Source organism: Brevundimonas faecalis, assembly GCF_040549405.1.
In the GTDB taxonomy this organism is placed as follows: Bacteria; Pseudomonadota; Alphaproteobacteria; order Caulobacterales; family Caulobacteraceae; genus Brevundimonas; species Brevundimonas faecalis.
In genome coordinates this window covers 296,238-316,400 of record NZ_JBEPTF010000002.1, presented here as the reverse complement: position 1 = coordinate 316,400, position 20,163 = coordinate 296,238, and the positions used below count along the sequence as shown (strand labels likewise).

Genomic DNA, 20,163 nt, shown 5'->3' with positions numbered 1-20,163 from the left:
ATGGGGGAAGCATGTTTTTGTCGATCTGGATCGGCGCCCTTGTCGCGGGCGCCTTTCTCCTGACCTTTCATCAGGCGCGGATGGCGCTGTGGACCGTCGGGATCGCCGCCTGGATCGCGGCGGGCTGGTTCTTCGGCCTGGCGTCGGCGGGCGCCTTGGCGATCATGGCGGCGGTCGCCGCGCCGATCCTGCTGTTGCTGACCATTACGCCGCTGCGGCGCGCCGTCCTGTCGCGTCCGGCCATGGCCGGCTTCCGCAAGATCATGCCGCGCATGAGCGCCACCGAACAGGCGGCGGTCGAGGCCGGCAATGTCTGGTGGGACGCCGAGCTGTTCGCGGGAAGGCCCGACTGGAAACGCCTTCTGGCCACCCCGGCTCCGACCCTGACGCCGGAGGAGCAGAGCTTCCTCGACGTGGAGACCGAGCATCTGTGCGACCTGGCCAACGACTGGGACAGCACCTCGGTCTGGCAGGACCTGTCGCCCGAAGCCTGGACCTACGCCAAGGACAAGGGCTTCCTGGGAATGATCATTCCCAAGGCCTATGGCGGCCGCGGTTTTTCGGCCTACGCCCACAGCCAGGTGATCCAGAAGCTGTCGACCCGATGCTCGGCGGCGGCGGTCTCGGTCATGGTGCCCAACTCGCTGGGCCCGGCCGAACTGCTGCTGCACTACGGCACGGAGGCGCAGAAGGACCACTATCTGCCGCGGCTGGCGCGAGGGGAGGAGATTCCCTGCTTCGCCCTGACCAACCCCTACGCCGGATCGGACGCAGCCTCGATCACCGACACGGGCGTGGTCTGCAAGGGCATGTGGAAGGGCGAGGAGGTCCTCGGTTTCCGCATCAGCTGGCGCAAGCGCTACATCACCCTGGCGCCGGTCGCGACGGTGCTGGGCCTGGCCTTCCGCGCCATTGACCCCGACGGCCTGCTGGGCGGAGAGGCGGAGCCGGGCATCACCTGCGTCCTGATCCCGCGCGATCATCCGGGGGTGAACATCGGGCGGCGTCACTGGCCCCTGAACGCCGTCTTCCAGAACGGCCCCACCACGGGCGACGATGTCTTCGTGCCCATGGAGATGGTCATCGGCGGCCGCGATCAGGTCGGCGGCGGCTGGCGGATGCTGATGGAGTGCCTGGCCGCGGGTCGCGCCATCTCCCTGCCGTCGTCGAATGTCGGCATGTCCAAGCTGGCCGTGGGCATGGTGGGGGCCTATGTCGCCATCCGTCGCCAGTTCAACCAGCCCATCGGCGCCTTCGAAGGCGTGCAGGAGGCCCTGGCGCGCATGGCGGGGCATGTCTACGCCACGGACGCGGTGCGGCGTCTGGCGGCGGCGGCCCTGGACCAGGGCGAAAAACCCTCGGTCGTCTCGGCCATCGCCAAATATCATGTGACGGAACGCGCTCGCATCGTCGTCAACGACGGCATGGACGTGATCGGCGGCAAGGGGGTCTGCATGGGTCCCGGCAACTTCCTGGCGCGCGCCTATCAGCAGATTCCGGTGGCCATCACGGTCGAGGGCGCCAACATCATGACCCGCACCCTGATCATCTATGGTCAGGGCGCGATCCGCTGCCATCCCTATGTCCTGACGCTGATGCGAACGGCGGGAGCGGGCGAGATCAAGCCGTTCGACGCGGCCCTGTTCGGCTATGTCGGCTTCCTGTTCCGCAACATGGCCCGCGCCCTGACCTTCGGCCTGACGGGTGGAGCGTTCATCGGAACGCCGGGCGGCGTCGCGCCCCAACTGAAGCCCTATTATCGCGCGACGACGCGCTTCTCGACCCTGCTGGCCCTGGCCTCCGACCTGTCCATGGCCACGGTGGGCGGAGCGCTGAAGCGCAAGGGCGCCCTGACGGGCCGTCTGGGCGACATCCTGTCCCAGCTCTTCATCCTGACCAGCGTGCTGAAGCGGTTCGAGGATGAGGGACGGCCGGTCGAGGACCTGCCCTTCGTGCACTGGGCGGCTCAGGACGCTCTGGCGCGGGCGGGCGCGGCCTGGCGCAGTCTTCTGGCCAATCATCCGAACCGGGCCGCGGCCCTGTTCCTGAAACTGATCGGGACGCCGTTCGGTCTCAGGACGTCCGAGCCGGACGACCGCTGCGCGGCGGCGGTCGCGGGCCTGATCCAGCGGCATGGACCGGCGCGCGACCGCCTGGTCGCCGGGTCGTGGTCCGCCCGGATCGAGGTTGATCCCATCGCCGCCACCATCGTCGCCTTCGATCTCCATCCCCAGGTGGAGGCCATCGAGCGCCGGTTGAAGGAGGCCGTCCGTGCAGGCCGCATCGGCCGCGCTCCGCAGAACCTGACCTTGCTGAACGACTGGGCCGCCGATGCCGAGGGGCAGGGCCTGATCACGGCCGAAGAGCGCGCCCTGGTCGCCCGTTTCGCGGCCCATGCCGACATGGCGATCCAGGTCGACGACTTCGCGCCCGACTTCGATATCGCCGCTGGTCTGGCGCGGCGCGAGGCGGCGCTGGCCGAGGCGGCCAAGACGACGAAGAAGAAGGCGGCCTGATGAGCGACCGTTATCTGGACTTCGCCAATACGGGCGTGGGCGGGTGGCTGACCGGCGCGCTCGGCCTGCCTCGTCCGGCGCCGTTGAAGCGTCGGGCGGACGCCGGTGCGGGCCTGACGGGGCCTCTGTTGCTTGGTCCAGGGGGAGACAGTCGATTGACCCCCGTCCTGACGCGCCTGGCCGCCGAGAACGGGCGGGAGGTGCAGACGGAATGGTCGCCCGACGTTCGCTACGGCGGCCTGGTGTTCGACGCCTCGGCCTGCGTCGATGCGCTCTCGGCCCAGGCCCTGTACCGTTTCTTTCATCAGGCCGTCCGTTCCGTGGCCGAGCATGGACGCATCCTGGTGATCGGTCTTCCGCCCGAAACCATGGCCGACGCGGAAGGGGAAGCGATCCAGCGCGGGCTGGAAGGCTTCGTCCGCTCCCTGGCCAAGGAGGCGCGACGCAGCATCGGCGTGCATCTGGTCTATGTCGAACCGGGAGCGGAGGCTGCGGCCGAAACCACTCTGTCCTTTTTGTTGTCGCCGCGTTCGGCCTATGTCTCGGGCCAGCCGATCCTGGTGTCGACGCCCGTGACTGAAGCCATGGACGAGACCGAACATGCGGGGCGGCGGGTTCTGGTCACGGGCGGCTCGCGCGGCATAGGCGAGGCGATCGTCCGCCTGTTCGTCGCCGAGGGCGCCCGTGTCACGGCTCTGGATGTCCCGGGCGCGCAGCAGGCCCTGGCGAGCCTGTCGGCGGAACTGGGAGTCGACGTTCTGACGCTCGACATCACGGCGCCCGACGCCATTCCTGCCCTGCTGGCCGATGCTCGCGCCAAGGGCGGATACGACGTGGTGATCCATAATGCGGGCGTCACCCGCGACCGCACCCTGGCCCGGATGGAGCCGCGCGAGTGGGACAGCGTCATAGCCGTCAACCTGACCGCGCCCCTGGCGATGACCCAGGCCCTGGTCGAGGGCGGAGAGATGCGGCGCAATGGTCGGATCATCGCCGTCTCCTCCCTCAGCGGGATCGCCGGAAACATGGGACAGACCAACTACGCCCTGTCCAAGGCGGGCTGGATCGGCGCCGTGCGTCGTCTGGCGCCGCGACTGGCGAGCCAGGGGATCACCGTCAACGCCGTGGCGCCCGGCTTCATCGAGACCCAGATGACCGCCGCCATCCCCTTCGCCATCCGCGAGGCGGGACGGCGGATGAACAGCATGGGCCAGGGCGGCCATCCCGTGGATGTGGCCGAGACCATCGCCTGGATGGCCGACGCCCGATCCGGCGGCGTGAACGGCCAGGTGGTCCGGGTCTGCGGCCAGAGCCTGCTGGGCGCATGACCGCGGCCGAGGTCGTGGAGCGGATCGATGCGCCCCTGTCCGGCGCCGCCGTGGTGGGCGGCGCCCTCAAAAGCCTGCTGCGTGGTCGCCCGGGCGAAGCGGTCCTGCCTGATCGGGCGCTGCAACGCGAGGCAGTGCTGGAGGCCTCGACCGTCGACGCCTATGGACGGCTGTGCGGCTTCACGCCGGATCAGGGCGTGCCGATCACCTGGCCGCATGTCCTGGCCTTTCCCCTGCAGATGCGGATTCTGCTGGGGGCCCACTTTCCCTATCCGGCGATCGGCCTGGTCCATCTGCACAATCGCATCAGTCAGCATCACCGCCTGTATCCGGGCGACCGGCTGCTGCTGACGGCGCGGACGGGCCGGTTCATGGCGCACGACAGGGGGCAGGCCTTCACCCTGGAAACCACGTCCGTCCGCGACGGCGAGACGGTGTGGGAGGGCGTCAGCCTCTATCTGCGCCTGGGCGGGCCGGGACACGGCGATCCCGCGCCGATCCTGACAGGGGGCATCGTCGATCAGGCCTGCGGCGCTTGGTCGGTTCCGGCTGATTTGGGTCGTCGCTACGCCGCCGCCTCCGGCGACGCCAATCCGATTCACACCTCCGCCCTGGGTGCGCGCTTGTTCGGTTTCCGGCGACCCATCGCCCACGGCATGTGGACCAAGGCGCGCGCCGTCGCCGCCCTGTCGCCGCAAGAACCGTTGGAGACGGCGCAGGTCGAGGTCGCCTTCCGATCGCCCCTGTTCCTGCCGGGGCAAGCCGCTCTCTACGCTGGTCAGGTTCATGACGCCGGGGCGGACGAAACGCGTGACTTCGAGGTGCGTGACGCCGCGGGGACGCGTACCCATCTAAGGGGGCGCCTGAGCGTTTCGCCCAGGCCGCCGATCACGACATCAAAGGACGCCGTCTTATGCTGACCCTGCCCGCGCCGCGCCGCGTCGCCATCATCGGCGGTGTTCGCATCCCCTTTGCTCGGTCCAACACCGCCTATGCTGAAGCTTCCAACCAGGAGATGCTGACGGCCGCCCTGCAGGGGCTGGCAGACCGTTTCGACCTGCACGGGCAACGGCTGGGCGAGGTGGCCGCCGGGGCGGTACTGAAGCTGTCCCGGGATATCGCCCTGACCCGCGAGAGCGTGTTGGGCACTACGCTGGGGGCGGATACGCCGGCCTATGACGTGGTTCAGGCCTGCGGCACGGGTCTGGAGGCGGCCATCCTGGTCGCCAACAAGATCGCCCTGGGTCAGATCGAGGTCGGGATCGCAGGCGGGGTGGACACGACCTCCGACGCGCCGATCACCCTCAATGAGAGGTTCCGCAAGGCCCTGCTGGCCGCCAATCGGGCCAGGACGACGGGCGACCGTATCAAGGCCCTGCTGGGCGCCGGGCTGACCTCTCCGTTCAAGCCGGAGCCGCCGCGCAACGCCGAACCGCGCACCGGCCTGTCCATGGGCGAGCATTGCGAACTGATGGCCAAGCGCTGGAACATCGCGCGCGAGGATCAGGACGCCCTGGCGATCGCCAGCCACCGCAAGGCCGCCGCTGCCTGGGAGGCGGGGCTCTTCGACGGCATGGTGGTTCCCTATCGCGGCCTGAAGCGTGACAACAACCTGAGGCCCGACATCGATCCGGCCAAGGTGGCGGCGATGAAGCCGGTGTTCGACCGCGAGAACGGCACCCTGACGGCGGCCAACTCCACCCCCTTGACCGACGGCGCCTCCACTGTCCTCCTGGCCAGCGAAGACTGGGCCAGGGCGCGGGGCCTGCCCATTCTGGCCTATCTGCGCGCCGGAGAGACGGCGGCGGTGGACTTCGTCAAGGGCGACGAGGGACTGCTGATGGCGCCCGCCTACGCCGTGCCGCGCATGCTGGCCAAGCTGGACCTGAAGCTGCAGGACTTCGACTTCTACGAGATCCATGAGGCCTTCGCCGCCCAGGTCCTGTGCACCCTCAAGGCCTGGGAGGACGAGGACTACGCCCGCACCCGCCTGGGCCTGGACCAGGCGCCGGGGTCCATCGATCGGGCGAAGCTGAACATACACGGAAGCTCTTTGGCGGCCGGGCATCCCTTCGCCGCGACCGGCGGCCGCATCCTGGCCAATCTGGCTTCCATCATCGACCGGAACGGGGGCGGGCGGGGCCTGATCTCCATCTGCGCCGCCGGCGGTCAGGGCGTGGTCGCGGTGGTCGAGAAATGAGCGGCGCGGTCGAAGAGACGGCGGTCGCCCAGGTTTCGGTCGCGGCCTCGGCCGAGGACATGGATCGGCTCTGGGCCGAGCGCTTCTGGACCAAGCGCTATCGGTCCGGCGTTCCCGCGGTCATCGACGACGAACTGGCGCGCTGGACCTCCGTCCCGCAGATGTTCGAGGCGGATTCGCGCAAGTTCACCGACCGGCCCGGCTACGTCAGCCTGGGCTCCGCCGTGACCTACGGCGACATGCTGACGGCCGCCAAGGGCTTCGGCGCCTGGCTGCAGTCGGTCGGCGTCCGGCCGGGCGAGCGGGTCGCCCTGATGATGCCCAACTGCCTGCAATATCCGGCCGCCCTGTTCGGGGTCCTGTTCGCCGGAGCGGTGGTGGTCAACGTCAACCCGCTCTACACGCCGCGCGAACTGCATCATCAACTCAAGGACAGCGGCGCGGTCGCCATCGTGGCGATGGACATGTTCGCCCGCACTCTGGAACTGGCGCGCGAGGGGACGGACCTGCGCCATGTCGTCGTCACCTCCATGGGCGACATGATGGGCGGGCTGAAGGGCGTGGCCGTCAGCGCCATGATGCGCCATGTCCAGAAGATGGTCCCGGCCTATCGCCTTCCCGACGCGCATGGCTGGACGTCGGTGATGAGGAAGGGGCGGCGACGGGTCCTCACGCCGGTCGAGGTCAGGCCGGAGGACGTGGCTTTCCTGCAGTATACGGGGGGAACGTCCGGGGTGGCCAAGGGGGCCATGCTGACCCATCGCAACATCCTGGCCAACACCATCCAGGGGCGGGTCTGGTTGCTGGACCAGATCGATCAGACGGCGCCGCTCGGCAACGTCACCATGCTGCCGCTCTATCACATCTTCTCCCTGACGGCGAACCTGATGATGTTCACCGGGGCGGGAGGGCGGAACATCCTGATCGCCAATCCGCGCGACGCCAAGCGGGTGGAGTGGATCCTGCGCAAGGAGCGGTTCGTCGGGATGACGGGGCTGAACACCCTCTTTTCCAGCCTGCTGAAGACCGAGGCCTTCCGGAACCGCGATTTTTCGGACCTGCGCCTGACCATAGCCGGGGGCATGGCGACCCAGAGGGTGGTGGCCGAGGAGTGGCAGGCGGTGACGGGCGCGCCCCTGATCGACGGCTACGGCCTGACGGAAACCTCGCCCGTGGTCTGCATCGGCCGGGTCGATCTGGCAAACCCTCAGGACATGGGCTTCGACGGAACCGTCGGTCTCCCCGTGCCCTCGACCGAGGTGCGGATGCGCCGCGAGGACGGAAGCTGGGCCGGGATCGACGAAGAGGGCGAGCTGTGCGTGCGCGGCCCCCAGGTCATGCTGGGCTACTGGAAGCGGCCGGACGAGACGGCCAAGGTCCTGTCCGAGGACGGTTGGCTGTCCACCGGGGACGTGGGCGTCATGCAGGCCGACGGCCGGGTGCGGCTGGTGGACCGGATCAAGGACATGATCCTGGTCTCCGGTTTCAACGTCTACCCGGGCGAGATCGAGGACGTGGTCGCCTCGCACCCCCTGGTCGAGGAAGTCGTCGCCGTCGGCGTACCTGATCCTGTGCAGGGCGAGCGGATCAAGATCGTGGTCGTGCCGCGTTCGGATGAACTGACCGAGGACATGCTGATCGCCCACTGTCGGGCCCAACTGACGGCCTACAAGGTGCCGCGCCTGATCCAGTTCCGTTCCGAGCCCCTGCCCAAGACGGCGGTGGGCAAGGTGTTGCGCCGCGAACTGCGGGACTGAGGCTGCAAGCTGGGACAGACAAAAGGCGGCGCACCCCTCGATGCGCCGCCTTGTCGGGCTTCGGATGTGAAGCGTCCTATTCGGCCGAGACGCCGGCCTCGGCCAGCCATTCGACGATCTTGCCCTTGGGCATGGCGCCGACCTTCATCGAGGCCAGCTGACCGTCCTTGAACAGCATCAGGGTCGGGATGCCCTTCACGCCCATCTTGGACGGGACCATGGGGCTGTCGTCGATGTTGACCTTGGCGATCGTCACCTTGCCGGCCAGTTCGTCGGAGATCTGCTCCAGGGCCGGGCCGATCTGCTTGCAGGGGCCGCACCATTCGGCCCAGAAGTCCACCAGGACGGGGGTCGAGGATTTCAGGACGTCGGCGTCGAAGCTGTCGTCGGTGACTTTCACAGTCGCCATGAATGGCTCTCCTTTAGAGCGCTATCGCTCGGCCCGCGGGGCCTCGCTACTTGAGCGCGTTTAATGGCGCGCCGAATGGAAGGCTCGGCGTTCTCGGCAGATGTGGGTGCGATTCCCGCACAAATCAACGCGCATTTGAAAGCGCCGCGTCCATCAGGTCCTGCGGCACGGCCATCAGCTTCGGTCCGTCCGTCCAGACCAGGGCCGCCTCGACCGCGCGATCCGGATAGAGGCGGCGCAGAACGGCGACATAGACGGCCAGTTGCAGGACATAGGCGGGGTCGGCGTTCTCGATCCGGTCGGGCGCCGGGCGGTTGGACTTGAAGTCGACGACCAGAACGCGTTCCGGCGTGACCACCAGGCGGTCGATCCGGCCCGAGACGACCACGCCGGGCGGCAGTTCGGGCGCTGTCCCCGTCAGAGCGACCTCGGCGCGCGATCCCGGACCGAAGACGGGATTGAACCGCGCGTCGTCCAGGACGGCGAAGGCGGCGGCCGTCATCTCGGCCCTCTGTTCGTCCGACAGGTCACGTTCACGCGCCAGCATGCGCCGCGCCGCATCGGGCCGGTCGGGGGAGGGGATTTCGGGCAGGCGCTCCAGCAGGCGGTGGATCAGGTCGCCGCGCCGGAAACGGCCCAGACCGGCGCCCGCGCCTTCGCCGCGCGCCAGCGGGGACGGCGCGGGAATGCGCTTCTGCTCCTGCATCTGCGATGGAGAGGCGAAGCGAGCGGCGGCGTCGCGCGGCGGGTCGGCTCGCGCCCAATCGGGGGCTTCGGGTCGCGCTTCAACCGTGGCGACGGCGGCGGGCAGGGCGTCAGGATCGACGCCGAAGCGACGCACGCCGTCACCCAGGTCGCGCACCTGATCGCCCAGCCGGTCGAAGGTCTCGGCGACGACGGACCACCAGTCCCCGGCCTCGGGCGCGCGCTTGGAGCCGCGCCCCATGACGATCACCCGGTCCCGGGCCCGCGTCAGGGCGACGTAGAGCAGGCGCAGGGATTCGTCTCCGACCCGGGCCTCGCGCGCGGCGCGGGCTGCGGCTGAGGCGGGGCAGTCGTCCTTCGACGATCCCGGACACATCAACCAGGCCTCGGCGCCGTCATCCAGCGGGACGGGCATCAGGGCCGGCCCTTGCGCCTTCGCCTTCATCGTCGTGTCGGGCAGGATGACGATCGGCGCCTCCAGCCCCTTGGCGCCGTGAACGGTCATGACGCGAACCTCGCCGCGCGGACCCTCCAACTCGCGCTTCACCTCGACGTCGGCGGCCTCCAGCAGCGACAGGCAGGTCTCCAGATCGGTTCCGCCGCGTCCCTCGGCCGCCAGAACCTGATTCAGGCTCTCGTCGACCGCCTCCTCCGCTTCGCGGCCCAGCCGGGCCAGGATGCGGGCGCGGCCCGACAGACCCCTGTCGTCCGTCCGGTTCAGCAGGGTCGAGAAGAAGATGAAGGGATCACGATCGCGCGCAGCGCGGGCCGCCAGGCACAGGTCCAGGGCGCGGCGCCATTCGGGCCGCTCGTCGCCGCGTCGTTTCAGCTCGCGCCACAGGCCTTCACGTTTCTCGCGTCCCGCCAGGTCGAACAGCCCGTCCTCGTCCACGTCGCAGAAGGGGCTGCGCAGAATTTCCGCCAGGGACAGGTCGTCGCCTGGGAAGAGGGCGAACCGGGCCAGGGCCTTCAGGTCGTCGAAGACCACATGGCTGGACAGTTTCAAGCGGTCGGCCCCGGCCACCGGCACGCCGGCCGTCTTCAGGGCGCGGATGATCTCCTCGAAGGTGGCGTCGCGACGGCGAACCAGGATCAGGAAGTCGCCGTAGCCGGCCGGGCGGGCGGGGCCCTTCTTGTCGAAGACGGCGGTCCCTGTCTCGACCTGACGGCGGATGTCCTGGGCCAGGGCGGCGGCCATGCGCTTGCGGGCGCTGGCGACGCCCTCCTCGTCGACCGGATCGTCCCAGGCGTCACGCTCGGGCGGGGCTTCGTCCACGAAGAGGGGCCACAGGTCGACCGCGCCGCGCTGGCCCGCGCGGGCGGCCAGGTGATGGGGCACGACTCCGCTGTCGCCGGCCAGGGCGCGGGTGCGTTTGGGATCGGCGAAGGCCGCATCTACGAAGGCCAACACGTCCTCGGTCGAGCGATAGGATGTTTCCAGCGGCACGCCCTCGAAGGCGGCGCCTGAGGCCGTGATCAGGGCGTCGTAGACCAGGGCTTCCTGCCGCAGGCGTTCGGGTCGCGCTCCCTGGAAGGAATAGATGGACTGTTTCTCGTCGCCGACGGCGAAGAGGGTGCGGCCGGTGTTCTCGGCGGCGAAGAACTCTCCGGTCAGGGCGCGGAGGATGGCCCATTGTTCGGGCGCCGTATCCTGGGCCTCGTCGATCAGGACGTGGTCGATGCCGCCGTCCAGCTTGTACAGCACCCAGGCGGCGGTGGCCCGGACCGTCAGCAGGTCGACTGTGCGGGCCACCAGGTCCGAGAAGTCTAGGGCGCCGCGTTCGGCCTTGGCTGTGTCGTAGAAGGCGGCGTGGGCCACGGCCAGGGTCAGCAGGCGCACGGTGTCGGCCGCGACCCGCGCCGCGCGCAAGGCTCCCAAGGTCGCCAGATAGCGGTCCTGAAGCCCGGTCAGCCAGGCGGCGGCGTCAGGCGGCGCCTGCTTGGTCGCCATGGATTTGCGCGGCGATCCGGTTCCCGTCAGGAAGACGAGGCCCAGTCCCGAAAAGCTCCAGTCGTGATCCAGGGCGTGGATCAGTTCGGCCGCGCGATCCTTGTCGGTCTTGGCGCCCGTCGCCGTCAACTCGGCCATGCGGCGGACCTGGCCCTGGTCCAGCCAGCGGATGAAGTCGGCCTCGATCTCTTCCGGCGTCTGCTCCGGGGCGGCGCCGGTCAGGACGTGAGGCCCGGGGGCGCGGCCCTCGGCGACGCGGGCGACATAGTCGGCCAGGTCGGCGCGCTTCGCCTCGATCAGGGCCAGCAGGGCCTCGAAACGGGTCCAGTCCAGCTCGAGCGCGAAGTGGGCGTAGGCCTGACCCACCGGACCCTCGGCGTCCTCCAGGGCGGCGCGAGCCAGGTCTTCGCGCGCGGCGCGGGACAGGGCGGTCGCCGCCTCGTTCTCCAGCACGGTGAAGCGGGGCGACACCCCCGCCTCGATGGGGAAGCGCCGCAGCAGCTTTTCGCAGAAGGCGTGGATGGTCTGGATCTTCAGTCCGCCGGGCGTTTCCAGGGCGCGGGCGAACAGGCGGCGGGCCTCGGACAGGCGGGCCGGGTTCAGGGCGTCGGGGTCGCCGGCGTCCAGCCTGGCCAGGGCTTCGGACAGACGGACGTCGTCCATGACGGCCCATTCGCCCAGGGTCTGGAACAGGCGGGCCTGCATCTCGGCGGCGGCGGCCTTGGTGTAGGTGACGCAGAGGATGGCCGAGGGGGCGGCGCCGTCCAGCAGCAGCCGCGCCACCCGACTGACCAGGGTGGTGGTCTTGCCCGATCCGGCGTTGGCGGTGACGAAGACCGAACGGCCGGGGTCCGCCGCTCGGATCTGGGGATCGAGAATCGTCATTCGCCCTCTCCCTCCTCGCCGCCGACGACGTGCCATTCCCAGACTCGCGCCAGATGGTCGTAGTTGCCGCCGTAGTTCCCCATGAATTGCGGCGCGGCCCAGGAGACATAGGGGGTGTTCGGATCGTCGAAGCGGGCGACCCGCTTCTTCAGCCCTTCCAGGGCGGCCCCGGCTAGGGCGACCGCCTCGGGACCGGAGGCGCGGACCGCGACCTCGCCCGCCTTGCGACGCCCGACGACGCGGACATAGGTCAGCTCATCGGCCGGAACCGGGCCGCCGGCGTCCCTGAAGCCGCCCTCGGCCAGGATGGCGGCGGTCAGAGTCAGTTGGGGCGCGAAGCCGGCCCTGACCTGCTTGGCCGAGGGGACGCCGCCGGTCTTGAAGTCCATGATCGCCGCGCCGACGGCTCCCACTTCGATCCGGTCGGCGTAGGCCTTCATGGTGAAGGGACCAGCCGGGGCGTCGAAGGTCAGGGCGCCTTGCTGTTCGATCAGCAGGGTCACGCCGCGCGCCCGACGCGTCGCCTCGAACCCGGCCAGCCAGCGGGCGGCGTTGCGGGCCAGGGGCGTCTCGCGCGCCATGGCCGCCTCCTCGAAGCCGTGGGCGGTCAGTTCCTCCAGCAGCAGGCGCTCGATCACCGCCTCGGCGTCGTCGGGCAGGGCATGGGGCCAGTCCAGGGTCAGGCGTTCGATCGCCTTGTGCACGGCGTTGCCGCGCGCCATCGCCTCGGCCGAGGCGCCGGGCCGCTCCATGACCTCCAGCCCCAGAACCCACTGGGCGTAGAGGGCGTAGGGGTCGCGCACCCAGCGCTCGATCCGGGTGACGTAGAGGCTGCGCGGCCGTCGCGCGACCGGCGGGCGCGGCGCGGGGCGGGGAGCGAAACGGGCTGGGCCAGGCGGCGGAGCGTCCAGCGCCTGGACCCAGCTGGCCAGATTCTCGGGGCGGGGAATCTCGACCGGGGTGGCGGGGGCGTCGGCGCCGCGCGTCAGCATCTCCAGCCGCCACAGCCAGCGCGAGCGCACGGCAGGCTGTCCGCCGCGCCGCTCGCTGTGGATCAGGATCGCCTCCTCGGCGCAGGCGGCCTGGACGAAGTCCTGGGCGGTCTGGCCCAGGCGACGCTCGGGCGAGGGCAGTTCCAGCGCCTGGCGCATGGGTCGCGACAGGAAGGGATCGACCGGCGCGGCGCGGGGCCAGACGCCTTCCTCCAGCCCCGCCAGGATCATGCGGTCGGCCCGGCTCAGGCGGGCCTCGATAGCGCCCAGGATGCGCAGGCGCGGATGGGTGGCGCCGCCGGTCCGCACCGTCTCCTCGTTGAGCAGGGCCCGGATCAGGGCGGCGAAGTCGGCGCGGCCGACGGCGCCCAGGGATCCGCCGCCGTCGATCAGGGCGGACAACAGGCTCGCGGCCGCCTCTCCGTCCGGCCCGGCCCAGGCGTTCTGTCCGGCCAGGGCCTCGACCAGGATGGTCAGGGCGCGCGCGGCGTTGTCGGGAGGCGCGTTCGGCGTGAAGACGGACAAGGCCTCGGCGGCCAGGGCTTCCAGCCGCCCGGCCAGGGCGCGGGCGCCGGACAGGCGGGCCGTCTTCCAGTCCGGCAACTCCCTGCCGCCGCGCCCCGGCTCGCCCGCCTTCAGCAGGCGGCGGTTCAGTTCGGCCCAGTCGCGCGGACGCGGGCCGCGCAGACCGTGCTCCTCAAGCGCCGCGGCGGCGTCGGCCAGGGCGGCGTCTGCCAGTTCGAGCCGGGTCAGGGGATGCTTGACCAGGGCCAGCAGGGTCTGGGGTTTCAACGGGGCCTCGATGAAGCGGGCGCACAGGTCGATCAGAACCCCCGCCGTCATGCGCGACAGAGGCGCGCCGGCCGAGGAGTCGGGGACAATCCCCCACCGCGCCAGCCGCGCCTCGACCCGTCGCGACAGGTCCAGGTCGGGCGTGACCAGGGCGCAGGTCGCGCCGGGCGTCTCCAGGGTCTCGCGCATCAGGAGGGCGACGGCGGAGGCGGTCTCTTCCTCGGCGCGCAGGGCGAGGACGGACAGGCCCTTCAACCCCTCGGCTATGGGGTCGGCGGCCTGGCCCGCGCGGGCGGCCTCGGCGCGCAGGCGAGCGATCTCGGCGCGCCAGTCGTCCGTGGCCTCGGCCGGGCGCAGGGCCTCGTTGACCAGGCGTTGACGCGCCAGGCCGCGCGCTGTGATGCGGGGCTCGACGTCGGGCGTGAACCAGGGCGCGACCTGATCGCGAGCGATCCCGGCGCGCTCCAGCAGGGCTTTCAGCGCGGCCTGGGGGTGCTGGTCGTCGATCCGGTCCCAGACGTCGGACGCCAGGTCCAGGTCGAGCCCCGGCAGGACCACCACGCCCTGGGGCGCCTTGGCCACGGCCTTCAGCACGTCGGCGGCGGCGGGAACGGTGCCGGTTGAACCGGCGGCGATGACGGGCGCCTGGGGCGGGCGGGCGTCCCAGGCCTCGGCCAGGCGACGCAGAAGCTGGGCGCGGCGCCAGGCGGAATCCACCAGGCCCAGGGCTTCCAGCCGCTTCGGCCAGGCCTCGACCGCCAGGCCCAGGAAGCGGGCGCTCTCGCGCCAGTGTTCCGCTAGGTCCTGCTCGGCCAGGGCCGCGATGCGCGACAGGTCCGAAACCTCTTCCAACTGGCAGGAATCGAGGAAGGCGCCGAGCGCATCGGCCATTTCGAGGGCGCGCAGGGGCTTCATGCCGGGCTCGAAGTCCTCGGCGATCATCCGCGCCATCTCGAAGCGGCGCGTCAGGGGGGCGATGGCGGGCGGCAGGTCCAGACCCAGTTCGCCCGGGGCGAAGGGCGGTTCGTCCTCTTCCAGATCGCCGAGCGGCCGGACCTGGGGCAGCAGCACCGGGCGGTCGCCCGCCAGGCGGCCCAGGGCCGAGGAAAAGGCGCGCGCGGCTCGGCGGTTGGGCAGAAGGATGGTCGCGTCGCTCAGGGTTTCGGGCGCGGCGTCGCCCAGCCAGTCCAGCACGCCCGCCGCCAGGTCCTCAAGGAAGGGCCGCCAGGCGGGCACGGCGCGCCAGCGGGGTCCGCTTCCGATGAACGGATCGAAGCGGCCCTCCGCCATGGTCAGCCTTCAGCCTTCAGTCGGGCCTCAGCCTCGTCTTGCGCCTGGGGGTCGCCGACGTGCATCCAGTCGCCGTCCAGCACGCAGCCGAACAGGCGGCCTTCGGCGGCGGATTGGCGCCACAACGGGCTGAGCGAGAAGGGGCCGTCCGGACCGTGGTCGGCGTAACCCGGTCGGGTGATGTGGACGCCCATGTAGGCGTAGGGCGCGTCGGCCGCCTCGCCCCGGAAGGTCAGCCTGCCGTCGTCGGCCAGGAAGAAGTCGCCGTCGCCCTCGAAGCCGATGGAGCCTTCGCGCCGGGCCAGCAGCAGGGCGGCGTCCATGCGCTCGGGGTCCCAGAGCCGGATCAGATCGGCCAAGGCGTCGCCCCGGTCGATCCAGACGCTGTCGATATTGGCCACGAAGACGGGATCGTCGCCCAGCAGGGGGCGGGCCTTCTTCAGGCCGCCGCCGGTCTCCAACAGTTCGGCGCGTTCGTCGGAGATGACGACGGCGGGGCGGGCGCGAGCGGCCAAGTGGTTTTCCAGACGGTCGGCGAACCAGTGGACGTTGACCACCGCCTTCTCCACGCCCGCCTCGGCCAGTCGGTCGAGGACATGGTCGATCAGGGCGCGACCGCCGACCTCGACCAGGGCCTTGGGCCGGTCATTGGTCAGGGGACGCATCCGCGTGCCGAGGCCGGCGGCGAGGACCATCGCCGTCTTGGGGGCGGTCATCGACGGACATCCTCCGGCACGTGGCGGTCCATCCAGGCGGCGACGGCTTCCAGACCGGGCGCCTTCAGGTTGGCGTTCAGGTGCGCCCACATGCGGGGCATGAAGGCGACGTATCTGGGCTTGCCGTCGCGGGCGATCAGGCGTGCGAAGATCCCCAGGATGCGCGCCTCGTTCAACGCCGCCAGACCGGCGTAGGCCGCCATGAAGGCCTCGCGGTCGGTCTCGGGCCGCAAAGCGAAATATTGGTCGAGCGCCAGGGCTTCCAACGCGGGCGAGACGTCGCGGCGGGCGTCCTGCAACAAGGAATGCAGGTCCCATGACGGGTGGGCCGTCACTGCGTCCTGGAAGTCGATCATCCCGACCGAGGCGGCGCCGCTTCGACCGTCCAGCCGGATCAGGTTCTCGGCGTGATAGTCGCGGTGGGCCATGACGGATGCGCCCGCCTCGCCCGCCGCCGTGATCGGGCCCCAGGCGGCGCGCCATTCGGCGACGGCGTCGTCATTGAAGACCAGCGACGGGATCAGTTTCGGCAACCACTCGACGAAGAGGTCGGCGCCGCCCTGCAAGGCGGTCTGGTCATAGGTCAGCAGGGGCCAGTCGCCGGCCGGGCCGGTCAGGACCTCGGGCGTCGGGGCGGCGTGCAGGACGGCCAGGGCCTCGACGGCGGCGCGATAGAGGGGGGCGGGATCCGCGCCGTCCTCGATGACGCGGGCGAACAGGGCGTCGCCGAAATCCTCGATCACGGCCAGGCCGTTCGGCGCGTCCACTGCGACGATCTCGGGCGCCGACAGGCCCAGGGACTTCAGATGGGCGGCGACGGCGGCGAAGGCCTCGACGCGGCCGGCGGACAGGCGCGCGATCGCGTTCCAGCCATGGGCATGGCGCTCTTCCGGCGTCCAGGACGGATCGCAGGGCCGGCTCTCGGCGGCCGGGGCCTGGTCCATCAGCATCAGGGTCGCGCCGGACGGCGTCGTCAGCCGTTCATAGCGTCGCGTCGAGGCGTCGCCGGGCAGGGGGGCGCGCACGGCTTCGGCCAGACCGGCCGAGCGCAGGAAGTCGAGACGGAGGGCTTCGCGGTCAGACATGGATTTCCTTCAGTTTCGCTTCCCACGTTCCTGCGCCGGAAAGGGTCGCCAGGCGGCCTTCGCCGTCTTCGGCGATGGTGATCGTCAGCCGGTCGGGACCGAGCATCCGGCCCGGGTCCTCGCCCAGGCGTTCGGGCCATTCGATCAGGGCGCAGCCCTCGTCCAGCGCCTCGTCCAACCCGATCTCGAAGGCTTCCTCGGGGCGGCTGAGACGATAGAGGTCGAAATGGGCGACGGGAGGATCGCTTTCGTAGAACTGGACCAGGGTGAAGGTCGGCGACGGCACGTCCTCGTCGGGCGAAGTCAGGGCGCGGATCAGGCCGCGCGCCAGGGTCGACTTGCCCATGCCCAGAGGGCCGTAGAGCAGGACGGATTCGCCGGGATCCAGCAGGGGGGCGATGGCCTGGCCCAGACGGGTCGTGGCGTCGGCGTCGGACAGGGCGAAGGTCGTCATGCGAACTCCGAGTCGGGATCGACGGGCAAGGTCCGCTCGATGAAGGTCTTGAGCTTCAGAGTGGCGGCCTGGGCGTCCAGGTCCAGCCGATCGGGCGGAATGGGACGGCCCACGATCAGGTCGAACCGGCGGCCCTTCTTGTTCAGCAGTTCATGAAACAGGGTGATGTCCCGCAACTCCTGGGAGACCTTGTCGAACAGGTGGAACAGGCGACTGGTCGGACCCGCGACGTGGATCGGGATCACCGGCGCCGCGTACTTGCGCGCCAGGGAGGCGGCCGTGGCGGCCCATTCGGGGTCTGTCAGCAGGCCGTCAGGCCCGACGCGCGCCAGCCGCCCAGCCGGGAACATGACGACGCAGCGTTCGGCCTCGAAGGCCTCCTTGGCGGATTGCAAGGTGGCGCGGGTCTTCTCGCGGGAGCGCTTCTCCAGCACCCATTCGACCGGGACCACGGTTTCCGACAGGCGGGGCGAGACGCGCAGGGCGTCGGCGTTGGCGAAATAGATCAGGTCGTCGCGGACGGTCCTCAGGGCGTCGTGCACGGCCAAGCCGTCGGCGATGCCCGTCGGGTGATTGCAGACGACCAGACAACGTCCCTCGGCGGGCAGACGCTCCAGATTCTGCGTCCGCACCGTCAGTTCCAGCAGGTCGGAGACATAGTCCAGCGCCTGGCGTCCGCCCATCGGGCCGATGGAGTCGGCCATGCGCCGCGCCTTGGCGTAGTCCAGCAGGCCGTAGAGGGCGGGACGGACCAGGGGCCATGCGGCCGACCCCGTCAGGCGCGGCGCGCGCTCGGCGATCAGGACGTCCACGATATGCGGGGCGGAGGGACTCATAAGCCTGCTTGTCGCCGGTCCGGACGACGGCGGCAAGCGGGTTGGCGCACAGGATTCGACGGCCTATCAACAAGCCGAGCTGTAATCAGGGATGGGTTTGAAGATGCAATCACGCTGGATGCTGGCCGCCGCTTTCGGGGCCTTGATGACGGCGGCTGCGCCCGCCCTGGCGCAAACTCCGGCGCCGGCTGCGGCCACGGCGCCCGCCGCCCGGGCAGGGCTGGGCGTCAAGGAACTGGCCATGATGGAGCGGGTCGGCGAGCCGCGCGTCTCGCCTGACGGCCGTCGCATCCTCTATTCGGTCCGCACGACGGACTGGGACGGCAACAAGGGCGTCAACGCCCTGTGGCTGGTCGAGGCCGACGGGGCGACGCCGCCGCGCAAGTTGGCGATTTCCGAGGGCGGCGTCTCGGGGGCGCGCTGGGCGCCGGACGGGCAGGCCATCTACTTCCTGTCCTCGCGCGGGGGCTCCAACCAGGTCTGGCGCGCCGACCGCGAGGGCATGGCGGCGGCCCAGGTGACGACCCTGCCGATCGACGTCTCGGGCTTCCGCATCGCCGAGGATGGGCGTTCGCTGATCCTGGCCGTCTCGGTCTTCACCGACTGCTCGACCCTGCAATGCGTCAAGGACCGGCTAGCCGAGCGGGCCAAGACCGGATTGCAGGCCTATGATCGTCTGCCGTTGCGGGTGTTCGATCACTGGGCCGACGGCCGTCGCACCCATCTGTTCAGCCAGCCGCTGAACGGCTCGGGTCTGGCGGGCGGCGAGGCGCGCGACCTGATGCCGGGGCTGGATGCCGACGTGGCGGCGGGCGACGGCGACTTCACCCTGTCGCGCGACGGCCGGACCTTGGTCTACGCCACGCAGAAGCAGGGCGCGGGCGAGCCCTTCACCAACAACAGCGACCTTTATCGGGTCGCGCTGGACGGCGGCGCGCCGGTCAATCTGACGGAGAGCAACAAGGGCGGCGACGGCAACCCGGCCTTCTCGCCCGACGGCCGCCGCCTGGCCTGGCTGTCGGCCCCTCGCGAGAACGTCGGCGGAGACCAGGCCGTGGTCATGATCGCCGACGCAGACGGCGCCAATGCGCGACGGCTGACCGACTGGGATCGCGGTCCCTCGGGCCTGACCTGGCGCTCGGACGGTCGGGCTCTCTATGCCGTCGCTTCGGATGAGGGACAGCAGCGCCTGTTCGAGATCGACGCCCGCACCGGCGCGGTGAAGGCTCTGACGGGCGACGGTGCGGTCAACGCCTTCCACGAGGTCGGCGGCGTTCTGGCCTATGCTCACGACAGCTTCACCGCGCCGACCCAGATCTTCGTATCGAGGAACGGCGCCGAGGCGCGTCAGGCCACACAGCACAACGCCGAGCTTCTGGCGCGGCTGGATCTGCCGGAAGCCGAGCCGTTGGCCTTCTCGGGCTGGAATGATGAGACGGCGCACGGCTGGGTGTTCAAGCCCGCGGGCTTCGTCGAGGGGCGCAGGTATCCGGCCGTCTATCTGATCCACGGCGGACCCAAGTCGCCCTGGACCGAGAGCTGGTCCTATCGCTGGAACCCGCAGGTCTATACGGCGGCGGGCTATGCGGTGGTCATGGTGAACTTCCACGGCTCGCCGGGCTATGGCCAGGCCTTCACCGACGCCATCAACGACCATTGGGGCGACCGTCCGCTGGAAGACCTGCAGAAGGGCTGGGCCGCCGCCCTGTCCGCCAATCCGTGGATCGACGGCGATCGCGCCTGCGCGCTCGGCGCCTCCTACGGCGGCTATATGGTCAACACCATCGCGGGCAAATGGAACGGGCCGTGGCGCTGCCTGGTCAACCACGCGGGAGTGTTCGACGTGCCGCAGTTGATGAACGCCATGGACATCGGCAACTTCATTCACGAGTTCGGCGGCCCCAGCTGGACGCGCAAGGACCTCTACGACGCCTTCAACCCCGAGACCTATGTCGCGGACTGGAAGAAGCCGATGCTGGTGCTGCACGGGTCGAAAGACTTCCGCGTGCCGATGGAGCAGGGACTGGCCACCTTCTCGGCCCTGCAGCGCGAGGGCATTCCCAGCCGCTTCGTCCACGTTCCAGATGAGAACCACTGGGTGTTGAAGCCCCGGACCTGGGTCGATTGGCAGCAGGAGATCCTGGACTGGACCGCGCGCTGGACGGCGGAGGGGCGGAACTAAAACGGGACTTTGCGGGCGGCGCGCGGGGGTATAGGCCTGCGGGCGGATTTCTCATCGCCTGAAGG

13 protein-coding genes are annotated in these 20,163 nt (G+C 70.2%); 6 read left to right on the top strand and 7 right to left on the bottom strand.

Features of this window, described 5'->3' with window-relative positions; genetic code table 11:
* The first annotated feature begins 11 nt into the window (after positions 1-11).
* The 5 genes from ABIE19_RS09540 to ABIE19_RS09520 are packed head-to-tail and all read left to right on the top strand — an operon-like array spanning position 12 to position 7,801.
* Positions 12-2,516 carry an acyl-CoA dehydrogenase gene (locus ABIE19_RS09540; protein ID WP_354088934.1) on the top strand — a complete coding sequence of 835 codons (2,505 nt, stop codon included), beginning with the start codon at positions 12-14 and terminating at the stop codon, positions 2,514-2,516.
* Entirely contained in the window at positions 2,516-3,844 is a 1,329-nt protein-coding gene (locus ABIE19_RS09535; RefSeq protein ID WP_354088932.1) for a 3-oxoacyl-ACP reductase, read from the top strand. The genes ABIE19_RS09540 and ABIE19_RS09535 overlap by 1 nt, the downstream gene beginning before the upstream one ends.
* Positions 3,841-4,764 carry a MaoC family dehydratase gene (locus tag ABIE19_RS09530; RefSeq protein ID WP_354088931.1) on the top strand — a complete coding sequence of 308 codons (924 nt, stop codon included), beginning with the start codon at positions 3,841-3,843 and terminating at the stop codon, positions 4,762-4,764. Before ABIE19_RS09535 ends, ABIE19_RS09530 begins: the two co-directional genes overlap by 4 nt.
* On the top strand, positions 4,758-6,044 hold the full coding sequence (locus ABIE19_RS09525; RefSeq protein ID WP_354088930.1) for an acetyl-CoA C-acetyltransferase: 1,287 nt from the start codon (positions 4,758-4,760) through the stop codon (positions 6,042-6,044). Before ABIE19_RS09530 ends, ABIE19_RS09525 begins: the two co-directional genes overlap by 7 nt.
* Positions 6,041-7,801, top strand: a complete 1,761-nt coding sequence (locus ABIE19_RS09520) for an AMP-binding protein (protein WP_354088929.1) — start codon at positions 6,041-6,043, stop codon at positions 7,799-7,801. Before ABIE19_RS09525 ends, ABIE19_RS09520 begins: the two co-directional genes overlap by 4 nt.
* Before the next feature lie 76 nt (positions 7,802-7,877).
* Here the strand turns inward: ABIE19_RS09520 and trxA are convergent, their stop codons facing one another.
* The 7 genes from trxA to ABIE19_RS09485 all read right to left on the bottom strand — a co-directional run bounded on the left by trxA (position 7,878) and on the right by ABIE19_RS09485 (position 17,916).
* Positions 7,878-8,210 (bottom strand): thioredoxin, encoded by a 333-nt coding sequence (gene trxA / locus ABIE19_RS09515; protein ID WP_354088928.1) that lies wholly within the window; start codon positions 8,208-8,210, stop codon positions 7,878-7,880.
* Positions 8,211-8,334: 124 nt separating this feature from the next.
* Entirely contained in the window at positions 8,335-11,751 is a 3,417-nt protein-coding gene (addA, locus tag ABIE19_RS09510) for a double-strand break repair helicase AddA (RefSeq protein WP_354088927.1), read from the bottom strand.
* Entirely contained in the window at positions 11,748-14,825 is a 3,078-nt protein-coding gene (gene addB, locus ABIE19_RS09505) for a double-strand break repair protein AddB (protein ID WP_354088926.1), read from the bottom strand. The genes addA and addB overlap by 4 nt, the downstream gene beginning before the upstream one ends.
* Positions 14,826-14,827: 2 nt before the next feature.
* Complete coding sequence (gene murU / locus ABIE19_RS09500) at positions 14,828-15,541, bottom strand: N-acetylmuramate alpha-1-phosphate uridylyltransferase MurU (protein WP_354088925.1); 714 nt, start codon at positions 15,539-15,541, stop codon at positions 14,828-14,830.
* Positions 15,538-16,626, bottom strand: coding sequence for an N-acetylmuramate/N-acetylglucosamine kinase AmgK (gene amgK / locus ABIE19_RS09495; RefSeq protein ID WP_354088924.1), 1,089 nt, complete (start codon positions 16,624-16,626; stop codon positions 15,538-15,540). Before amgK ends, murU begins: the two co-directional genes overlap by 4 nt.
* A complete protein-coding gene (tsaE, locus tag ABIE19_RS09490) occupies positions 16,619-17,080 on the bottom strand; it encodes a tRNA (adenosine(37)-N6)-threonylcarbamoyltransferase complex ATPase subunit type 1 TsaE (RefSeq protein WP_354088923.1) in 462 nt (153 codons plus the stop codon). The genes amgK and tsaE overlap by 8 nt, the downstream gene beginning before the upstream one ends.
* Positions 17,077-17,916, bottom strand: a complete 840-nt coding sequence (locus tag ABIE19_RS09485; RefSeq protein ID WP_354088922.1) for a GNAT family N-acetyltransferase — start codon at positions 17,914-17,916, stop codon at positions 17,077-17,079. Before ABIE19_RS09485 ends, tsaE begins: the two co-directional genes overlap by 4 nt.
* A gap of 103 nt (positions 17,917-18,019) precedes the next feature.
* Here ABIE19_RS09485 and ABIE19_RS09480 point away from each other — a divergent pair, with 103 nt between their 5' ends.
* Entirely contained in the window at positions 18,020-20,098 is a 2,079-nt protein-coding gene (locus tag ABIE19_RS09480; RefSeq protein WP_354088921.1) for a dipeptidyl-peptidase 5, read from the top strand.
* Positions 20,099-20,163: the final 65 nt, after the last annotated feature.